The organism is Pseudoduganella sp. GW821-FHT11H04 (genome assembly GCF_058807935.1).
Window position 1 is genome coordinate 207,882 of record NZ_JBXARE010000006.1, and the last position, 15,652, is coordinate 223,533.

General features: G+C 61.3%; 10 protein-coding genes. 1 reads left to right on the forward strand and 9 read right to left on the reverse strand.

Annotation, left to right across the window (positions count from 1 at the left end; all coding sequences use genetic code 11):
* Window positions 1–51: 51 nt before the first annotated feature.
* From AC1RTP_RS15780 to AC1RTP_RS15790, 3 genes are all read right to left on the reverse strand, one after another.
* Complete coding sequence (locus AC1RTP_RS15780) at window positions 52–582, reverse strand: Imm42 family immunity protein (RefSeq protein WP_498608572.1); 531 nt, start codon at window positions 580–582, stop codon at window positions 52–54.
* Between the two features lie 85 nt (window positions 583–667).
* Window positions 668–1,078, reverse strand: coding sequence for a hypothetical protein (locus tag AC1RTP_RS15785; RefSeq protein WP_498608573.1), 411 nt, complete (start codon window positions 1,076–1,078; stop codon window positions 668–670).
* A 176-nt stretch (window positions 1,079–1,254) separates the two neighbouring features.
* Window positions 1,255–1,509 (reverse strand): hypothetical protein, encoded by a 255-nt coding sequence (locus AC1RTP_RS15790; protein WP_498608574.1) that lies wholly within the window; start codon window positions 1,507–1,509, stop codon window positions 1,255–1,257.
* Window positions 1,510–1,609: 100 nt separating this feature from the next.
* On the opposite strand from AC1RTP_RS15790, the gene AC1RTP_RS15795 reads away from it, so the two are divergent.
* Entirely contained in the window at window positions 1,610–2,398 is a 789-nt protein-coding gene (locus AC1RTP_RS15795; protein ID WP_498608575.1) for a hypothetical protein, read from the forward strand.
* A 10-nt stretch (window positions 2,399–2,408) separates the two neighbouring features.
* Here AC1RTP_RS15795 and AC1RTP_RS15800 read toward each other — a convergent pair whose 3' ends face one another.
* The 6 genes from AC1RTP_RS15800 to AC1RTP_RS15825 all read right to left on the reverse strand — a co-directional run bounded on the left by AC1RTP_RS15800 (window position 2,409) and on the right by AC1RTP_RS15825 (window position 15,385).
* Complete coding sequence (locus AC1RTP_RS15800) at window positions 2,409–3,395, reverse strand: TraB/GumN family protein (RefSeq protein WP_498608576.1); 987 nt, start codon at window positions 3,393–3,395, stop codon at window positions 2,409–2,411.
* Between the two features lie 38 nt (window positions 3,396–3,433).
* Window positions 3,434–4,603 carry a purple acid phosphatase family protein gene (locus tag AC1RTP_RS15805; protein WP_498608577.1) on the reverse strand — a complete coding sequence of 390 codons (1,170 nt, stop codon included), beginning with the start codon at window positions 4,601–4,603 and terminating at the stop codon, window positions 3,434–3,436.
* On the reverse strand, window positions 4,603–5,967 hold the full coding sequence (locus AC1RTP_RS15810) for a Gfo/Idh/MocA family protein (RefSeq protein ID WP_498608578.1): 1,365 nt from the start codon (window positions 5,965–5,967) through the stop codon (window positions 4,603–4,605). The genes AC1RTP_RS15805 and AC1RTP_RS15810 overlap by 1 nt, the downstream gene beginning before the upstream one ends.
* Window positions 5,968–5,997: 30 nt before the next feature.
* The gene (locus AC1RTP_RS15815) at window positions 5,998–8,955 is read right to left on the reverse strand and encodes a TonB-dependent receptor plug domain-containing protein (protein WP_498608579.1); all 2,958 of its coding nucleotides are present in this window, start codon (window positions 8,953–8,955) and stop codon (window positions 5,998–6,000) included.
* A 15-nt stretch (window positions 8,956–8,970) separates the two neighbouring features.
* A complete protein-coding gene (locus AC1RTP_RS15820) occupies window positions 8,971–11,964 on the reverse strand; it encodes a TonB-dependent receptor (protein WP_498608580.1) in 2,994 nt (997 codons plus the stop codon).
* An 85-nt stretch (window positions 11,965–12,049) separates the two neighbouring features.
* Window positions 12,050–15,385: a TIM-barrel domain-containing protein gene (locus tag AC1RTP_RS15825; protein ID WP_498608581.1), complete on the reverse strand. Its 3,336-nt coding sequence runs from the start codon at window positions 15,383–15,385 to the stop codon at window positions 12,050–12,052.
* Between the last annotated feature and the right edge of the window lie 267 nt (window positions 15,386–15,652).

Here is a 15,652-nt window from a genome sequence, read left to right on the forward strand (position 1 = left end):
ACCTTACGCACTCCGCTGTCCGCTCCTGGCCGCATGCCGTCAAGTTGGCCGCTACTTCCCGCCTTGATCAACCCAATCAAGGAACCCGCGTACAACTGCGCAAAATGTTCCGACTTCCACTTTCATGCTTTCTAAAGCGTCATCGCCCCTTTTAAAAAGCAATCGTACACTGCCACCGTCTCGAACTATGAAGGATTTCGAATTGTCGAATGACTCACCGCCGTTAGTCAGAAAGTCGTATTGGGAAAAGCGTTCAGAATCCGCGACAACTTCTTCAGTTGAACGGTCATCGTCAAGGTAAAGCGCCTTGTCGATGAGGTCCCATGCTAATGCATCGCTCTGTTCCTGGAAAAGTTTGCAATCCATCTGTGGAAGATGCTCCAGGATCACCTGAAGGTGGCTCGCAGTCACGTTCAGCATGCAGGCCGGCTCATCAAAATCACCTAGTACCTTATCGCCTGCGCGAATGCACATTCTGCCAAACACGTGGCGCGGCTCACTTCCAAACGGTTCATGAGCGCAAACAATGGCGAATTGGGTCTGGTCCCCAAAGTGCCTATAAATCGATACTTCTGAAGTCATTCGATTGTCGTGAGTTTAAATACTTGGGAGCCAATTGCGAGCGGCGGCTTCTGGCCGGCTGCCGCCATAAGCGTGGGGGTTGAGATTACTTCTGGCTCGACGCGGGATTTTGATTTTGATAGCCCGAGGTAATGCAATCCGGGAAAAAGCCGTACTTGCCAGCTTTGTACGTAGCCAGGAGTTCGGTAAGCACTCTGACCTGCCAAGCTTGTATCTTCGGCCAAATCTTGTAGTCCATCCCTCCGACATAGCCGAGCAATTGCGTCCCTGGCAGTTGCGAGGTCATCGAGTGGTCTGCGTACTTCAAAGCATCGGCAATCTCTGGAAGTGGTCCATCGCATCTGACCAAGTAGTAGTGATAGACGATCTCGAACTGTTGTCTTTGCTCTTCCCATTCGCCCTCACTGAGCTTGATACCAGATCGTGCCTGGAATGCTGTCAAATCGCTCGCTAAGCGGCCCGACAGATACCAGACGAATCCATCGTCATACGCCAAGTTGCTTCCAGGCTGGGCCTTGGCAACGGAGCAAACGATTAAAACTAAAAATGCTGCGCACCATGACTTCACCGTTAACTCCCAATGTCACACTACAAATTGTTGGCCCGCTACTGGCCGACGACCGCTAGATTACTGCACCAACGCCAACTCAACATCTTCGGGGCCGAAAGCCATCAGCCACTGCGTAATTCCATTCGCATCACAACATCCAACTCATAGCCGGGCGGGGTGGAATAAATTTCGATGATGCACGCAAAGTCCCCGATCTCCGGCTGGCGCAAGTTGAATTCGTCTTTAGCACTAAGAATCGGCAGGTTTATCTTCTTCAGCCTTACTGCATCGTACTGTTTAAAATTCAATCCAAAATTTCCTTGTTCAAGTAGATCCCTTGGCCTCCGCAAGTAGCCGTTTGCCATCCAGTCCAGCATACCATCTTGCCATGACGAAAAATGCGTAGATTTTCACGCCGAGCTTTTCCATGTCGCGAGCCCGAGGTATATAGGTTACGGGTTACCCGCCCAAGTGCGTATGGCGTTTCCGCTGAAATGGGTCGCTGTTTTCTGCTGTTTTCCGCTGTTTTTTTTGGAACCTTCCGCGCGCAGGGTGATCCAAACAAAAACAGCGGAAAACAGCGCGATTCAGCGCAAAACAGCGGAGGAAAACAGCATGAAAGACATAGCGACCCTGGCGATACCCACCGCCACCTTGTGTCGGCTACTGCAGTATGCCGATTCCCATCAAGCCGAACCGTGTGCCGGCGAACTCGCCGCGATCGCGATTGAGGAATGGCTTGCCAGAGCCGACGGAGCGAACGCGCCCAGTATTCGTCTGCGTGGTTACCAATGGAAAGCAGCCTTCCTTCCCGAAGGCACCCAGCTACGCGCCTGGAACCGCATCGGTTTCGCTTACGCCGAAGTGATTGGGGATAACATCGTGTATCTGGGCGAAGCAGTATCACCACACGAATTCATTTGCCGCTGCAAAGGCATTTCCCGGAGTGCCTGGGCGGAGATAGCCTTGCTCTTCCCCGGCGAGAATCACTGGAAGCGAGCTGACGACCATCGCCGCGCACTTTCTCGACAATCCATGCCGCAGGCCGCGCCCACGCCCCCGTCGTCACCGCCCGAACTGCCCGCGCCGAAATTTTCGAGCGTGCTACCACCAGTCCGCTCGCGCCTTCCTCGAGTGCTACCGATTCCGACGCAAGCCCGCCTTCAGGCTGAATCTCAAAAGACAATGGCGGCAGAAAGAGCGCGCCTTAACGCACCTGATCGCCGCCACGGCTACCGCAGGCAGGAGGATTTGCTGCTTGACTAGTACTCAGGAACTACTCTGGTGCTTCCACTTTGTAGCCCTTGGCCTTTAACTCCGCAACCGGGCCTTTCGGGTTGAGGATCTGGTGCAGCGACAGCACGGCGAAAGTCGTGTTGTTCGTATCCAGAGCACGCTCCGCATTGGCCACCCAGTTCTTCTGCAAGTTCACCGTCACATCCTTCAGCTTCTCCTTGAACGCGTCGTTATTGAGGACGGCGTCCTTGCAGGATTCTTCACGGTCGGCAAAGCTCAGGGAAGAGATCTTCGACATATCGCCAACGGCCCACGCATTGGCACGTACGCGCATGGCATCGATGTCGGATTCAAGGCGTTCTACTGTCTTGGCAAAGCAGTCCGTGTCCTTAACGGGCGAGTTCTTGAATGCCTTCAGGGTCTTGCCTGGCTCCTCCATCTCCATTTCGACATTGCTGGAAGTGGTCTTGACCTTGTACTGCTTGGCCAGTTTGTCCAGCCGGGAGAACACTTCGGTGCTCATGGTCAGGCCATTCTTCTCCAGGCCTTTCTTGTACAGCGTTTCGGCTGCGAACATCGGGCGCTCACGCTCGATACCATTGTCCTTGCCGATGTATTTGGCCTTGAGCACTTGCCAGCGATCGTAAGTTTCGGCTGGCAGCACATCGACCAGTTTCGCGCCGTCGGGATTGTCCCGGAAGCCGATCAGGGATGGCAGCATTTTCAGTCCGCCCCAAAAGCCAACCCCGATACCGAAGCCTGGCTTGGGCAGGTATTCTTGCGACTTGGAGATGATGGTTTCTACTTCATGGGAGCGCCAGTCCATCTTGACCGGCAGCGGCGCGTAGTCGCCGAAGACGTACAGCACGTGATCGCCTTTGCTGATTTTCCAAAGGCCTGGGCCAGGGCGCTGGCCGACGATCAGAACTTGTTCGGTATCCGCTGCGGACGCAGGAACTTCTTCCTGCGCCCACGCCGCGCCGGCCAGCAGGCAGAGGGCTGCGGCGGCGATAGTGCGTTTGACCATAATTACTCTGTTTGCCAAAAAGGCAACAGAGTAACATGTTATCGGCGCACTGGGATGGTCAGCGTATGCACCGGCACGCCTTTATCGCTGACGACCTTGACGGTCAGCGTGCGGTCGTTGGCTTCGACGCGCGCCAGCTGGTCCTGGCCCAGGATCAGCGTGTGATAGGTATGCGCCTTGTCGGGAGCGTGGTAGGAGAAGGTGTGGTCATGGCCGGCAATCACCAGGTCAACGCCTGCCTGGTTAGCCAGCGCAGTCCAAGCGGCGCCGTTATCCGGCAGCCAGCCCCAGTCGCCCTGGTGCATCGCCACGACGCGGAACGGCGCCTTGGCGAAGTGCTGGTTGCCGCTCACTTCCCCGCGCAGCCATGCCAGCTCGCTTTCACGGTAAGGCACGGTACGATTGAGCTGCGCATAGACGTTGGTGTCGTCCGGCTTGTCCTCGGCGGTGTCGAGCACCAGCAGGTGCACTGGCCCCATGGAGCGCGAGTAGTAATACGTGCCTTCAGGCGTCGGCACGTAGCCAGCCAGCTCGCGTGCATAGGCACCGCGCAGCTCGTGGTTGCCGCGTGCGAACAGCAGCGGCTTGCCCGCTCCCATGGCAGCGACGGTTGGACGCAGCCACTTGGCCCACACCTGCTCTTCCGAATCCACCCAGTGGAAGGCATCGCCCAGGTGCACCAGCGCGTCGGTGCTGTTCCAGTCGACCATCTTCATCAGGCGGCTGATGCGCGCAGTGTCTTCGTGCGTGTCGGTGACGACGCTGAAGGCGATGCGCGGCTGCTGCGGACTGAAGGTGGTGAACGCCACTAGCGCGCTGCAGGTGCTCAGGCCCTTGTCCGGCCAGTAGGGCTTGAGCTTGACCACGCGCGTGGCGACGGCTTCGTAGGAATAGCGCTTGCCAGGTTCGAGACCGGTGATCGTCACCACGTGGCGCTGGCCGACAGGCACCAGGCCGTCGACCTGCGGTTCGATCTCGCGCACCTTGTCGCCATCGTGCAAGCGCACTTTGGCGTGGCTGGGCGCATCCGTCATCCACATTACCGACGCCGCGGTGTCGGAGAGTGCGGACAAATACGGGCCTTCGATGATGACAGGTTTGGTGTCGAAGACCTTGTACGGTTCGGACTGGGCCCCTGCCATCCCTGGCGCGGCCAATACTGCAAGGCCAAAGCACAGGGATGCCAGCGCAGTGTGGGCGTGCTTCATCAGTAGCTGTCGTTGAAGGCGAAGATCGGCTTGCGCTTGCTCCACTGGCCCCGGGTGAAGTCTGGGAAGTCCAGCGTCTGGAAGTTCTGCGCGATCGATTGTTCGGACAGCGGCGTGATGGCGCTCCAGGTCACCGCATCGTAGATATCGATCGGCATTGGCGCGCGCGCCTTCAGCGCTTCCACAAAGGCGTGGATCACGAAGTAGTCCATACCGCCGTGGCCCGCGCCTTCCGCCTGGGTGGCGTACTTGCGCCACAGCGGATGGTCGAACTGGTCTTGGTAGGCCTGGAAATCATCCCACTGGTGCGGCTTGCTCTTGCCTTCGACGTGGATGGAATGGTTCACGTCCATCCACAAGCCGTTGGTGCCCTGCACGCGGAAGCCCAGCGAGTAAGGGCGCGGCAGCGAGGTGTCGTGCTGCAGGATGATGGTTTCGCCGTTTTCGCAGGACAGGGTAGTGGTTACCACGTCGCCCAGGCTGAACTTCACCTTGCCGCTCGGATGATCGGTGCCGCCTTGCTTGACGATGTAGTCGTGCAGACCGCGCGCCTTGGTGGCGAAGGTGTTGATGCGGGTGAAGCGGTTGCCGCGGTTGATGTTGGTGTACATCGCGCACGGGCCGATGCCATGGCTTGGATACAGCTCACCGTTGCGCTCAACCGAATGCTGCGTGCGCCACTTGGCTTCCGACCAGCCCTTGTCGCCGAACTCGACGCCGCCGCCGTAAGGCTTGGCCGGGTCGCCGCTATTGAACTTCACGGCGCGCAGGTCGTGCTGGTAGCCGCCCTGCAGGTGCACCAGTTCTCCAAACAGGCCGGAACGCACCATCTGCAGCACCGCCATCACGTCGCGGCGATAGCACACGTTCTCCAGCAGCATGTAAGGGGTGCCGGTTTTCAGCTGGGTGTCCAGCACGTCCCAGTGGTCCTTCAGCGTGACGCCAGCCACCACTTCGCAGCCGACAGGAACCTTGGCCTGCATGGCGTCGATCGCCATTTGCGTATGCCATTCCCACGGGGTTGCGATGATGACGCCATCCAGCTCTTTCGAGTCCAGCATGCGGCGGTAGGCGTGCTTGTCGCCGTTTTCGCCGAAGGTGCGCGGTTTCTTTTTGCCGGCCTTATCGAACTGCGCCAGGGCTTTACCCAAGTTGATCGGTTCGATATCGCACAGCGCAGCCACTTCCACGTCGTCGCGCCGAACCAGCTCGCGCAGCAGCACCTGGCCGCGCGCGCCGGTGCCGATCATGCCCAGGCGGAGCTTTTCGCGGCCACCGGCCGCAAAGGCGGTCGGCAGCAGCAGGCTGCCCGCCAGCGCGGCGCCAGCGGTGAGGAAGTGTCGTCGGTTGAATTGCTTGTCCATCTTTTCAAAACCTCTCAGTGATAATGCAGATTACCAGAACTTGTAGCTGGCCGAGAGCGCGAAGGTGCGGCCGAACAGGTTCTGTTGGTGGTTGTAGCCTTCCCAGCCGTTCGGGTCGTAGTACGGCATCTTATTGGTGACGTTCTTGATGTTCAGGCCCACGTCCAGGTTCTTGACCGGCTTCCAGTTGATGCCAAGGTTGACCGTGTAATACGAAGGCTGGCCGCCGCACAGGTTCTTCGGCAGGTCCACGCCGCCGGCGGTGCAGTTCTCCGGCGCGTTGTCGGTGTCGTATTCGCCGTAGGCCCACTTGGCGCCGCCGGTGTAGTTCACGAACAGGCTGGTGACGAAGTTCTGGTAGGCCCAGTCAGCGTTCAGGGTCGCACGCAGGCGCGGCGAATCATAGTAGCCAACGTAGTTGCCGGAGAAGCCGCCGCCGTCGTCGTAGTTGTAGGTTTCGCGCTTGCGGATGGTGAAGGCAGCGCCGGTACCCAGCTTGCCCCACGAGCCGAGCGAGAAGCGTGCGCGCGCATCGATATCGAAGCCGTCCAGCAAGGTGCGGCCGCGGTTCGAGTAGGAGTTGATCAAGCCGCCGATATTGCCCACCGAGTACTTCGGCAGCGTGCCGGTGCAAGCCGCGGCGTTGGCAGGGTTGGCGCACATGGTGGTGACGGCTGCCATGTTGGCGCGGTCGGCATCGGTCAGGTCGTTGCGGATCGCCTGGTTGGTGCCGGCCAGGGTTGGGCCGTACTTGTCGACCAGCTCAGTGAACAGCTGGTTGAAGTCCTGGCGCACGATCTCGTTGCGGCGATAGACGAACCAGTAGTCCAGAGAGATGCTGACATCCTTGGCTGGCTGCAGCACCAGGCCCAGGGTCGAGATCTTCGCTTTCTCCGGTTGCAGGTCCGGGTTCGGCGGGGTCAGGCCGCCGACGGTGGTCGAGCAGTTCGAGTTGAGCAGGGATTTGCCCAGGTCTTTTTCGGTCGCGCTGACGGACTTCATCAGCAACTTGGCGATGGCATTGGTTTCGTCGCAGCGCACGGTGTCGCGGATGCCGCCCACCTGTGCGAACACGCCGCCGCTGCCCGATTCGGCCAGGTTAGGCGCACGGAAGCCTTCCGAATAAGTACCGCGCAGCATGACCTGCGGCAGCGCCCGCCATTGCACGCCGATCTTCGGCGCCAGGTTGGCCTTGAAGTGCGGGTATTTGTCCAGGCGGGCCGCGGCGTTCACTTCGAGCTTGTCGGTGACCGGCACAACTACTTCGCCGAACAAGGCGCTGATACTGCGCTTGCCGTCGAACCAGGAACCGCCCTGCTGCGTGATCAGGCCATTCGCGGCATCGGCATTGCCAGGGGTGTCGAAGCTTTCGCGCATCAGGTTGGTGCCGACGGCCGCGCGCACTTCACGGTCGTCCAGCTTGAACAGCGTACCTTCGACCTTGGCGTCGAAAGTAATCAGCTTCGTCCAGGACTGGATGTCGAAGGTCGGATACGCCTCTCGGATCAGGGCCGCATTGGCTTCGCTGATTTCGCCGAACTTGAAGGCGGGATTGTCCGAGATATAGGTGCGGCCGGTGACCGGGTCCTTGTAAGTCGGGCCAAAGGCTTTCTCGAAGCCCTTGGTGTTGATATTGGTGGTCTGGTACAGAGTAGAGTGGCTGCCTGCCACGCCCAGCGCGGTTTCAAAGTCCCAGTTGTCGGTCAGCTTACCTTTCAGGCCGGCCAGCACGCGGTAGTTGTCGTCCAGGTTCTTCTGGCCGAAGTGACCGACCGCGTCCTGCATGATGTAATTCAGGCCCGCGGCGCCACCCATCATGGCCGCCATATCCGGATCGAGCTTGCCCTTCAGGTAGACGTTGTTAGGGCCGAGGTAAGGCTGGGTGAAGGTATTCAGCTGGGTGCCGGTATTGCGCGAGAACCAGTTGTTGACCGAGCCGCTATTGAAGCTGCGCGGGCCGTTTTCGCCGCGCATCTTGATGTGGGTGTACGACGCTTCAGCGAAGGCTTCCAGGTCGTCGCCGAACTTTTTGCGGCCGGACAGGAAGGCCGTCACGCGGTCCGAGGTCGGGCCGGTGTCCAGCGAGTACGGCAGGTTGTTCCACACGCAGCGCGTGCCGGAGGCTTCGGTGATGGCGGTGGTGCAGCCTGGCACCGCGCGCTGGGTGCGGGCATTCTTGTTGGCCGGGTCGAAGACGAAGAAGGTGCCCGGGTTAGGCTGGCCTGGTTCGCTGCCGACGCCGACGCGGAAGTTCGAAATGAAGTTAGGGTTGTTGACGTAGAAGTACTCCGGGCGCTTGTCGTAGGTGTCCGCCAGCGCAATGCGGTCGCGGTGGTAGACGTTCAGCGAGGCCATGACGTTGTAGCCGTCGTTGCCCATGTCGCCCTGGCCGTACACCAGGCTGGCCTGGTGCTCGCCGTAAGCCGATACCTTCTGCGAATGGTCGGTGCTGACTTTCGCTTCTAGTCCCTGGTAGTTCTTTTTGGTGATGACGTTGATCACACCGGCCACCGCGTCGGAGCCGTAGACCGCGGAGGCGCCGTCGGTCAGGATTTCCATGCGTTCGATCGCCGCAGCAGGAATGGCGTCGATGTTGACGAACATGGTCTGGAAGCCGGCCGGCGCGCCATAGAAGGAGAGGCGGCGGCCGTTCAGCAGCACCAGGGTGCCTTGCGCACCCAGGCCGCGCAGGTTGGCTTGCGAGCCGCCGTCGGAACCCGTGAACATGGAGCGGAAGTCCTGCTGCGCTGGGCGCGCGGCAGGCAGGTTGTCCAGCACCTGCATCAGCGTGCGGGCGCCCATGTTTTCAATCTGCTTGGCGTCGATCACCTGCACCGGCGATGCGGTTTCGGCGTTGATGCGCTTCAGGCTGGAGCCCGTCACTTCTACGCGCTGCAGCTTTTCGCCGTCGCCGTCACCATCGGCAGCCAGGGCGCCGCCGGCTAGTCCCGCAGCCATCAGCGCTGCGATCAGTCGTTTCAATTCCATCTGTCTCTCTCCTTTTTAGAAGTTATATTCGGCAGTCAGGCGCACGGAGCGCGGCGAGGTTCGCGAGCTCACTTCCAGGTAGTGGCGGGCGATGGCGCCCGCGTCCTCGCGGGTTTCGTTGTAGCGGGTCACGGTCTGGCGATTGAACACATTGAATACGTCGACCTTCAGGCTCAAGCCCTTGGCCCAGGCCGGGGTGTAGGCCACGTTCAGGTCCAACTGGGTCTGCCATGGCATGCGGCCCTGGCTGCCGCGCGGTGCTGGTTGGCCGTTGCAGAAGAAATAGGCGTCGCCGTAGTCGTTATCCCAGTGCAGGCTTTCAGGCAGTGCGCCGATGCAATTGCGCGGTGCGCCGGAAGTGAGCGCCAGGTTGCCGCCCACCATCCACTCCGGCGTCGCCTGCCAGAAGCCGTAAGCCTTGAACTGGTGACGATGGTCGCTAGGCAGGTAACCGTAGGCGTTGTACATCAGCTCCTTGTGGTCGTCGCTCACCGTCAGCGCCACGTCGCCGCCGCCGATGGTGTCGGTCTGGCCTTCCATATTGCCCTTCAGCGAAGACAGGGTGTAGGTCAGCTTGCCGTACCAGCCGTCGCTCATTGGGTGCTCGACCGAGAGGTTCAGCGCGCGGTAAGTGCGGTTCGGTTTCGGATTGCCCCATTCGGCAGCCGAAATGTCGACCTGGCGCAGGCCCTTGCCGTCGGCGAAGTCGATCCACAGGTTGTTGTCGCGACCCGGATTGATGATGGCGCACTGGAAACCGCTCCAGTTGCTGGTGTCCACGTTATTGCGCGCAGCCCAGGCGTCGATCGGGCGCTGGTCGCAGGTGTCATCGTTGGTGTCGTTCAGCTTGCGGTACAGCAGGCCGGCGCCCACCACCAGCTTGCGGCTGATGGCTTTCTCGAAACCGAGCGCGAATTCATCCTGCGACAGCGGCTTCAGGCCGATCGCCGTCACTTCGCGCGCATCGCGGCCCACGCCGTAGGAATTATTGGCCGAATACGGCTTGCTGATGGCGTGCAGCCCTGTCGGCGCGCCGGTTGCCGGGTCGACGCCGGTGTAGGTGAAGAACTCGCTGGTGCCGAGCGCCGGGCTGGCCATATTGCTCGACAGGTTGGACGGCACCGGCAGGTGGTAGCGGCCGGCATTGGCGAATACCTTCAGCGAACTGTCGCCGTAGGCATCCCAGGTGGCGCCCAGGCGCGGTGCGATCATGTTGCGCTGTTCGATGAAGGCGTTGCCTTCGCTGGTGTAGTTGGTGAACTGCTCGCGGCGCAGGCCCAGGTCGAGCAGCAGGCGATCGCTGACCTGGTAGTGGTCCTGCAGGTATTGCGCGGACTGCGTACTGGTCGGCCGTGCCAGGCGGTTGCTGATATCCTTGGTGACGTAGTAACCCTGGGCGCCGTAGCCGCCACCCTGCGCCGGCGTTTCGAAGGCGCCGTTGATCGGACGGTTAGGGTCGCTGGCCTTGCGGTAGCTCCAGCGGTAGCCGCCAGCCAGGGTAGTGCCAACCAGCGAGTCGACTTTCAGGCGATCGATACCTGCGCGCAGCGAGTGCGCGCCCAGCTTATACTCGGCGTCCAGACGCATGCCCTTCTGGTTGTCATGTGAGGATGGATCAACCAGGCTGCCGGTCACGGTCTGCGGATTATTGTAGGTCAGGCCAAGCACTTGCGACGTGACGGAGGAAGAAGTCTGCGCCAGGGCCGGGTTATACCCGTCCGGAATGCGGCGGTGCGAGGTGCGCGAATCGCCGTACAGCGCTGTGACGGTCAAGTCGTCGGTCAGGTAGCCGGTGTATTTGAAGATGCCGATATTGGCGCCCGGCGCTGTCGCCGAGGAGCAGCAGTTGATGTACTTCTGCGCCGTTCCGCCAGGGACATCGTTATGCGTCAGCGTATCGTAGCTGTAGCCGTAAACCTGGCTGCGCGTGGTGGTCTGGTCGTACAGCTTGGTGAACTCGAAATGGTGGCTATCGGTCAGGTTGTAGTCGATTTTGGCCAGGTAGCGCTTGACGGTTGTGTCGCTGGCGCTCCAGCCGTCCTTGGTTACCTGCCCGCCGCTGGTGGCCTTGCCGATCGATTCGGAATCGGTCTTGGTCTGCTCCAGCGCGACGAATGCAAACAGCTTGTTCTCGATGATCGGTCCGCTGCCGTAAAGGCCCGCCACTTTACTGGTGGTGCGGTTGTCGCGGTTCCACCACAGCAGCTTGCCATCAGTATCGGGATTGGCGCCGGTGTTCGGGTAATAGGTGTTCTCCGGCTTGCCGCGCAGGGAGGCAGGAATCGTGGCCAGCTTTCCACCGAACTGGAATTTGTTGCCGCCGCTACGGGTGGTGATGTTGATCACGCCGCCGGTGGATCGGCCGAACTCGGCGCCGTAGCCGCCCGACAGCACCTGCATGTTGGAGATCGCGCCGAACGGCAGTTCCGCAGCCCCGACTTGGGTCAGGATATTGGTAATCGGGAAGCCGTTGACGTAGAACGAGTTCTCCGACTGCCCCGAGCCGGCAATCGAAGGCGCGCTGCCATACTGGCCGTTGGTGCCGCGCGAGACGCCCGGCGTCAGTTGCACGACGGACGCGATGTCGTTCGCCACTGGCAGCTGCTTCAGCTCTTTCGCCGTGAAGACCACGCCGTTATTGGTGTTGGAGACGTCGATGCGGTTGCGCACCGAGCTCACGACAACCTTTTGCAGGTCGGCGCCGCCGAAGTTGGCTTCCACGCCGCTGCCGACACGCGCTTCCACTTCCTGGGTCGCTTCCACCGCACCGGAACGCAACACCTTGACTGCGTAGCGGCCCGGCGGCATGGAGTTGGCCACGTAGCGGCCCGCCGCATCAGGGGTCAGCGTGCGCTGCACACCGGTCTCGAGGTTCTGCACCACGATGCTGGCGCCGGATGGCGCTTTCACTTCGCCGAAGATGGTGGTGGTGGCGTTGGACTGGCCCCAGGCCTGGCCGGCCAGCGCCAGTCCAATCATGATGGCAAGGGCCTTTTTACGAGTATGCATGCAGTGTCTCCGTCTTTCGTATGGTTGTAAGCCGCCCGCCCCGGTCCGAAGAGGGGCTGGCGTTTTTATGACGATAAGGGTGCGGTCAGCGCATTCGGACGGTGGCGTCCTCTGTGCCTATCAGTACAGCGTTGGCCCAGTTGCCGCAGACCTGGGCAGGTTGGGCGCCGCGTGCGCCCAGGGTTCGCAGGCTGAGTTGCCTCAATCCGCGTACATCGATTTCCGGCTTGACCACCGCGGGTGCGGTGACAAGGCCGCTGTCGTACAGCAGGCGTTCGCCGCTCCAGACCTGGAACTGCAGGCCGCCCGCGCTGCGGCAGCTGTCGTCCACACCAAGGTCGGCGCGCAGCAGGTTCCAGTTGCCATCCAGCTGCAGGTCGACGCGGCTGGCCGCGCCAACGCCCAGGCCCTTGCGGAACCAAAGGCCGTTCATGCGCATTTCCTTGCCTTTGCCAGCCGGGCGGTCGCGTGATACGCCCTTAGGCAATGGCAAGTCCGACAGGAAGCTTTGCTGCTCCGCGCCTTCTTTTGCACGGGCCTCCAGGATGCGGAAGGTGGACAGTGCGATCGGGCCTACTTCCGCCGGCTGCAAGGCGTTGACGGCCTTAGCCGCTGCGCCTGGCTGCGCCGCCGTCACCATTGGATCGGTGGCTGCTGCGCCTTCGCCGTCAGGATTCTGTGTGCTCAATACGCGGAAGCGCAGCAGGCGGCCTGCCGTGGCAGGGAAGTTGATGGTTTGCGTTTCCTTCTGCAGCTTCAGGCGCCCGGTGAAGCTTGGCTTGCCCCACTCGCCGTTGCTGTCGGCGATGTAGATTTCGTAGTCGCGCACCTGGCCGTGCTGCCAGTGCTCGTCATTGCGCGGTGCGATCTCGATACCGTCGATCAGGCGGCGCTCGGTGAAGCCGACGGTCCATTCGTGGGCGCCGATGCGAATCGACTGGTTGCGGGTGGTGCGGAACCAGGTGCCCGGTTTGTCGTCGAAGGCGTTTTCCAGCGGATGGCCTGGTTCTTCGGCCGGGCGGTTCACCACCAGCAGCGCGTCAGGCGGCAGTGCGCGGCCCAGTTCAGGCGCGGATGGGAATACGCCGTCTTGCGAGGCCAGGGCTTGCGCGCCCTGCACGGTGATGCGCAGTGGCTGGCGGATGTCCTGCTTGGCAGTTTTGACGTACACGGTGCCGCTGCGGTCTTGCTGGTCGTAGAACCAGCCCTCCACTGCCGCGTCATATGCTGCGCGGTCCGTAAGCGCCGCCAGCGTGCGGCCCGCAGCGTCCACGGCGCCTGGGCGCTGGCGGGACAGCATGCGCAGGGCGTAGCTGCGCTGCGGCTCCTGGCCGGCGTAGCTGCCTTCAACCGGTGCGATATCGACGGCCACGGAGCCGTTGGCTTCGTGCATCCGCAGCACTTGCTGGCTCGATGCGCCCTTCTGGTATTGGCGCGTATTGCCGTCGTCTTCGTACAGCGTGAACGAGGATTCACCGTGCGGGTAGAGGTCCAGGGTCAGCACGTCCTTCGGCTTCTCGCCGTCGTACAGCACTTCCGGATACATCGGCAGGATGGCGCCGGCGCGGACGAAGACCGGCAGCTTGTCGAGCGTGACTTGCAGGTCCAGGTCGCGCCCCGCGGCGCCGGCAGTCGCCTGGCGGCCGTCCCAGTATTCAAACCAGGTACCCTGCGGCAGGTGGATCGCCTTGCGCCAGCCTTGCGACACGGCCTGGCTGCGGTACACCGGCGCCACCAGCATGTCGCGGCCCAGCAGGAACTGGTATTTGTGCGCTTCGGTGAAGGCGGTTGGATCGGAAGGGTAGTCCCACATCAGGCCGCGCACCAGCGGCGCGCCGGTCTGCTCTGCTTCGCGAGCCAGCGTGTACATGTACGGCGTCAGGCGCAGCTTGAGTTTCAGGTAGCGGCGGTTGATGCTGCGGTATGGCTCATCAAACCACCATGGGTGCTTGCGCTCATTGGCCGACCAGCCGGACATGCCCATCAGCACAGGCGTAAAAGCCTTCCACTGCAAATCACGCGTGTAGGTCTCGGGGCTGCCGCCAAAGATCGCATCGACGTCGCCGGTGGCATAAGCCTGGCCCGAGAGGCCGGAGCCCACCAGGGTTGGCACGTGCCAGCGGATGTAGTCCCAGCTTGCGCTCTGGTCGCCGGTCCACGCCACGGCGTAGCGCTGCGTGCCGGCCCAGCCCATCACGGTCCAGATGAAAGGGCGACTGTCCGAATTTTCCAGGATGCCGTCGTAGGCGGACTTGTTCGCGTCCAGCGAGAACTGGTAGCCTTTGCCGGTCCATGCCACATCCAGCTTTTGCACGCGGGTGCCGGCGGCGCCGACTTCCCATTTGATTTTGTCGACGCCGTTCTCGGTCCACAGGCCGGTGCGGAAGCCGTATTTCGCCAGGCCCTGCACGGTGTCCGGCAAGCTGCTGTAGCCGCAGCCATAGCCGTCGTTCGGCAGGATCCAGCCGCCCGGCATATCGTTCTCGCGGTACTTGCGCGCCACGGCATCGACAACATCCGGCGTCTTGCCGGTCGGGCCATCGCTCCAGCCTTTCGGCACGGTGCCCGGCTTCTTCACGTTGTCGCCGTCGTTGTAGCAATCGGCGTCGCCGTATTCCAGCGCCCAGCGCGGCAGCATGCGCGCGCGGCCGGTCCATTCGGTGTATCGCGCCAGCACGTCGCGCACGTCCTTGCCGACGAAGTAGTAAGCGTCGAAGCGCGGCTCGGCGTGCTGCAAAGCCACCACGTCCTGCTGGCGCAAATCGTAGCTGCCGTCGGCCCAGGTATTGCGCAGCATGCCCCAGCCGCGCGAGCTCATAAGGAAAGGCGCCGGGCTTGGGCGGTCGCCCTCTTCCCATCCGCCGGAGTAGGACACGTCCAGCTGGCGGCCCTTGAATTCATAGCGGCCATTCTGCTGGCCGCCGCCGAAGAAGCGCTCCGCTTTATCGCTTGACAGGGTTTGCACGCTGGCCTTGTCTCCCAGTTCCAGCGGCTGCACCTCGCGCCACAGCGGCTGCGTTTCGCCGGCACGGTACAAGGTAAAGCGCAGCGGGCTGCGGTCGATGCGCAGGGTCAGTTTGGCAGTGCGCAGCAAGATATGGGCAGGCTGCTCGCTTACACTATGCTCGATATGGGCGGCCGGCTTGCCGATTACGATGGCGGCGGCCTTGTCGCCGGCGTCGGTCAGCTTGCCTTTCGGGCCGGCCCAGATGCGCAGCACATCATCTTGCAGCAGGGTGACGCGCACCAGCGCGCCGGATTCAGTCATCAGGTCCCAGGACTGGCCGCCGTTTTCAGCGGTGGCGGCTGGGGTAGCGCTCATGCTGCGCAGCTTGCCCAGCGGCGCGGCCAGAACGGAACTGCCAGCCAGGACCAGAACAGCGGCGGCGATTGCGGTACGAGTGAGATTCTTCGTTTTCATGAGGCTACTTTAGAAATAAAAGCAAAAAAGGTCAACAAAAAGAAAGTAAAACGAGCGTTTCAATCGTTTTTTTGCATATTTATCTTTCGAAATGACCTCTATTGCGGCGCAATATCTTTCGTTTAGTAGTGCATACGCAACGTTTCGCGCCAAAAAAGCGCGCATCGATGCCTGTTTCAGCATAGTTGGGTACAAGTTATTTCTTTCGATTTACTTTCGTATTTGACTTTTCGAAATATGTTATTTATGCTTTCGGCTAACTTATAA

Bases quoted from the DNA above. Each gene is read 5' to 3' on its own strand.
- AC1RTP_RS15780 (WP_498608572.1), bottom strand. From the start codon at position 582: ATGACTTCAGAAGTATCGATTTATAGGCACTTTGGGGACCAGACCCAA.
- AC1RTP_RS15790 (WP_498608574.1), bottom strand. From the start codon at position 1,509: ATGCTGGACTGGATGGCAAACGGCTACTTGCGGAGGCCAAGGGATCTA.
- AC1RTP_RS15795 (WP_498608575.1), top strand. From the start codon at position 1,610: ATGGCGTTTCCGCTGAAATGGGTCGCTGTTTTCTGCTGTTTTCCGCTG.
- AC1RTP_RS15800 (WP_498608576.1), bottom strand. From the start codon at position 3,395: ATGGTCAAACGCACTATCGCCGCCGCAGCCCTCTGCCTGCTGGCCGGC.
- AC1RTP_RS15805 (WP_498608577.1), bottom strand. From the start codon at position 4,603: ATGAAGCACGCCCACACTGCGCTGGCATCCCTGTGCTTTGGCCTTGCA.
- AC1RTP_RS15810 (WP_498608578.1), bottom strand. From the start codon at position 5,967: ATGGACAAGCAATTCAACCGACGACACTTCCTCACCGCTGGCGCCGCG.
- AC1RTP_RS15815 (WP_498608579.1), bottom strand. From the start codon at position 8,955: ATGGAATTGAAACGACTGATCGCAGCGCTGATGGCTGCGGGACTAGCC.
- AC1RTP_RS15820 (WP_498608580.1), bottom strand. From the start codon at position 11,964: ATGCATACTCGTAAAAAGGCCCTTGCCATCATGATTGGACTGGCGCTG.
- AC1RTP_RS15825 (WP_498608581.1), bottom strand. From the start codon at position 15,385: ATGAAAACGAAGAATCTCACTCGTACCGCAATCGCCGCCGCTGTTCTG.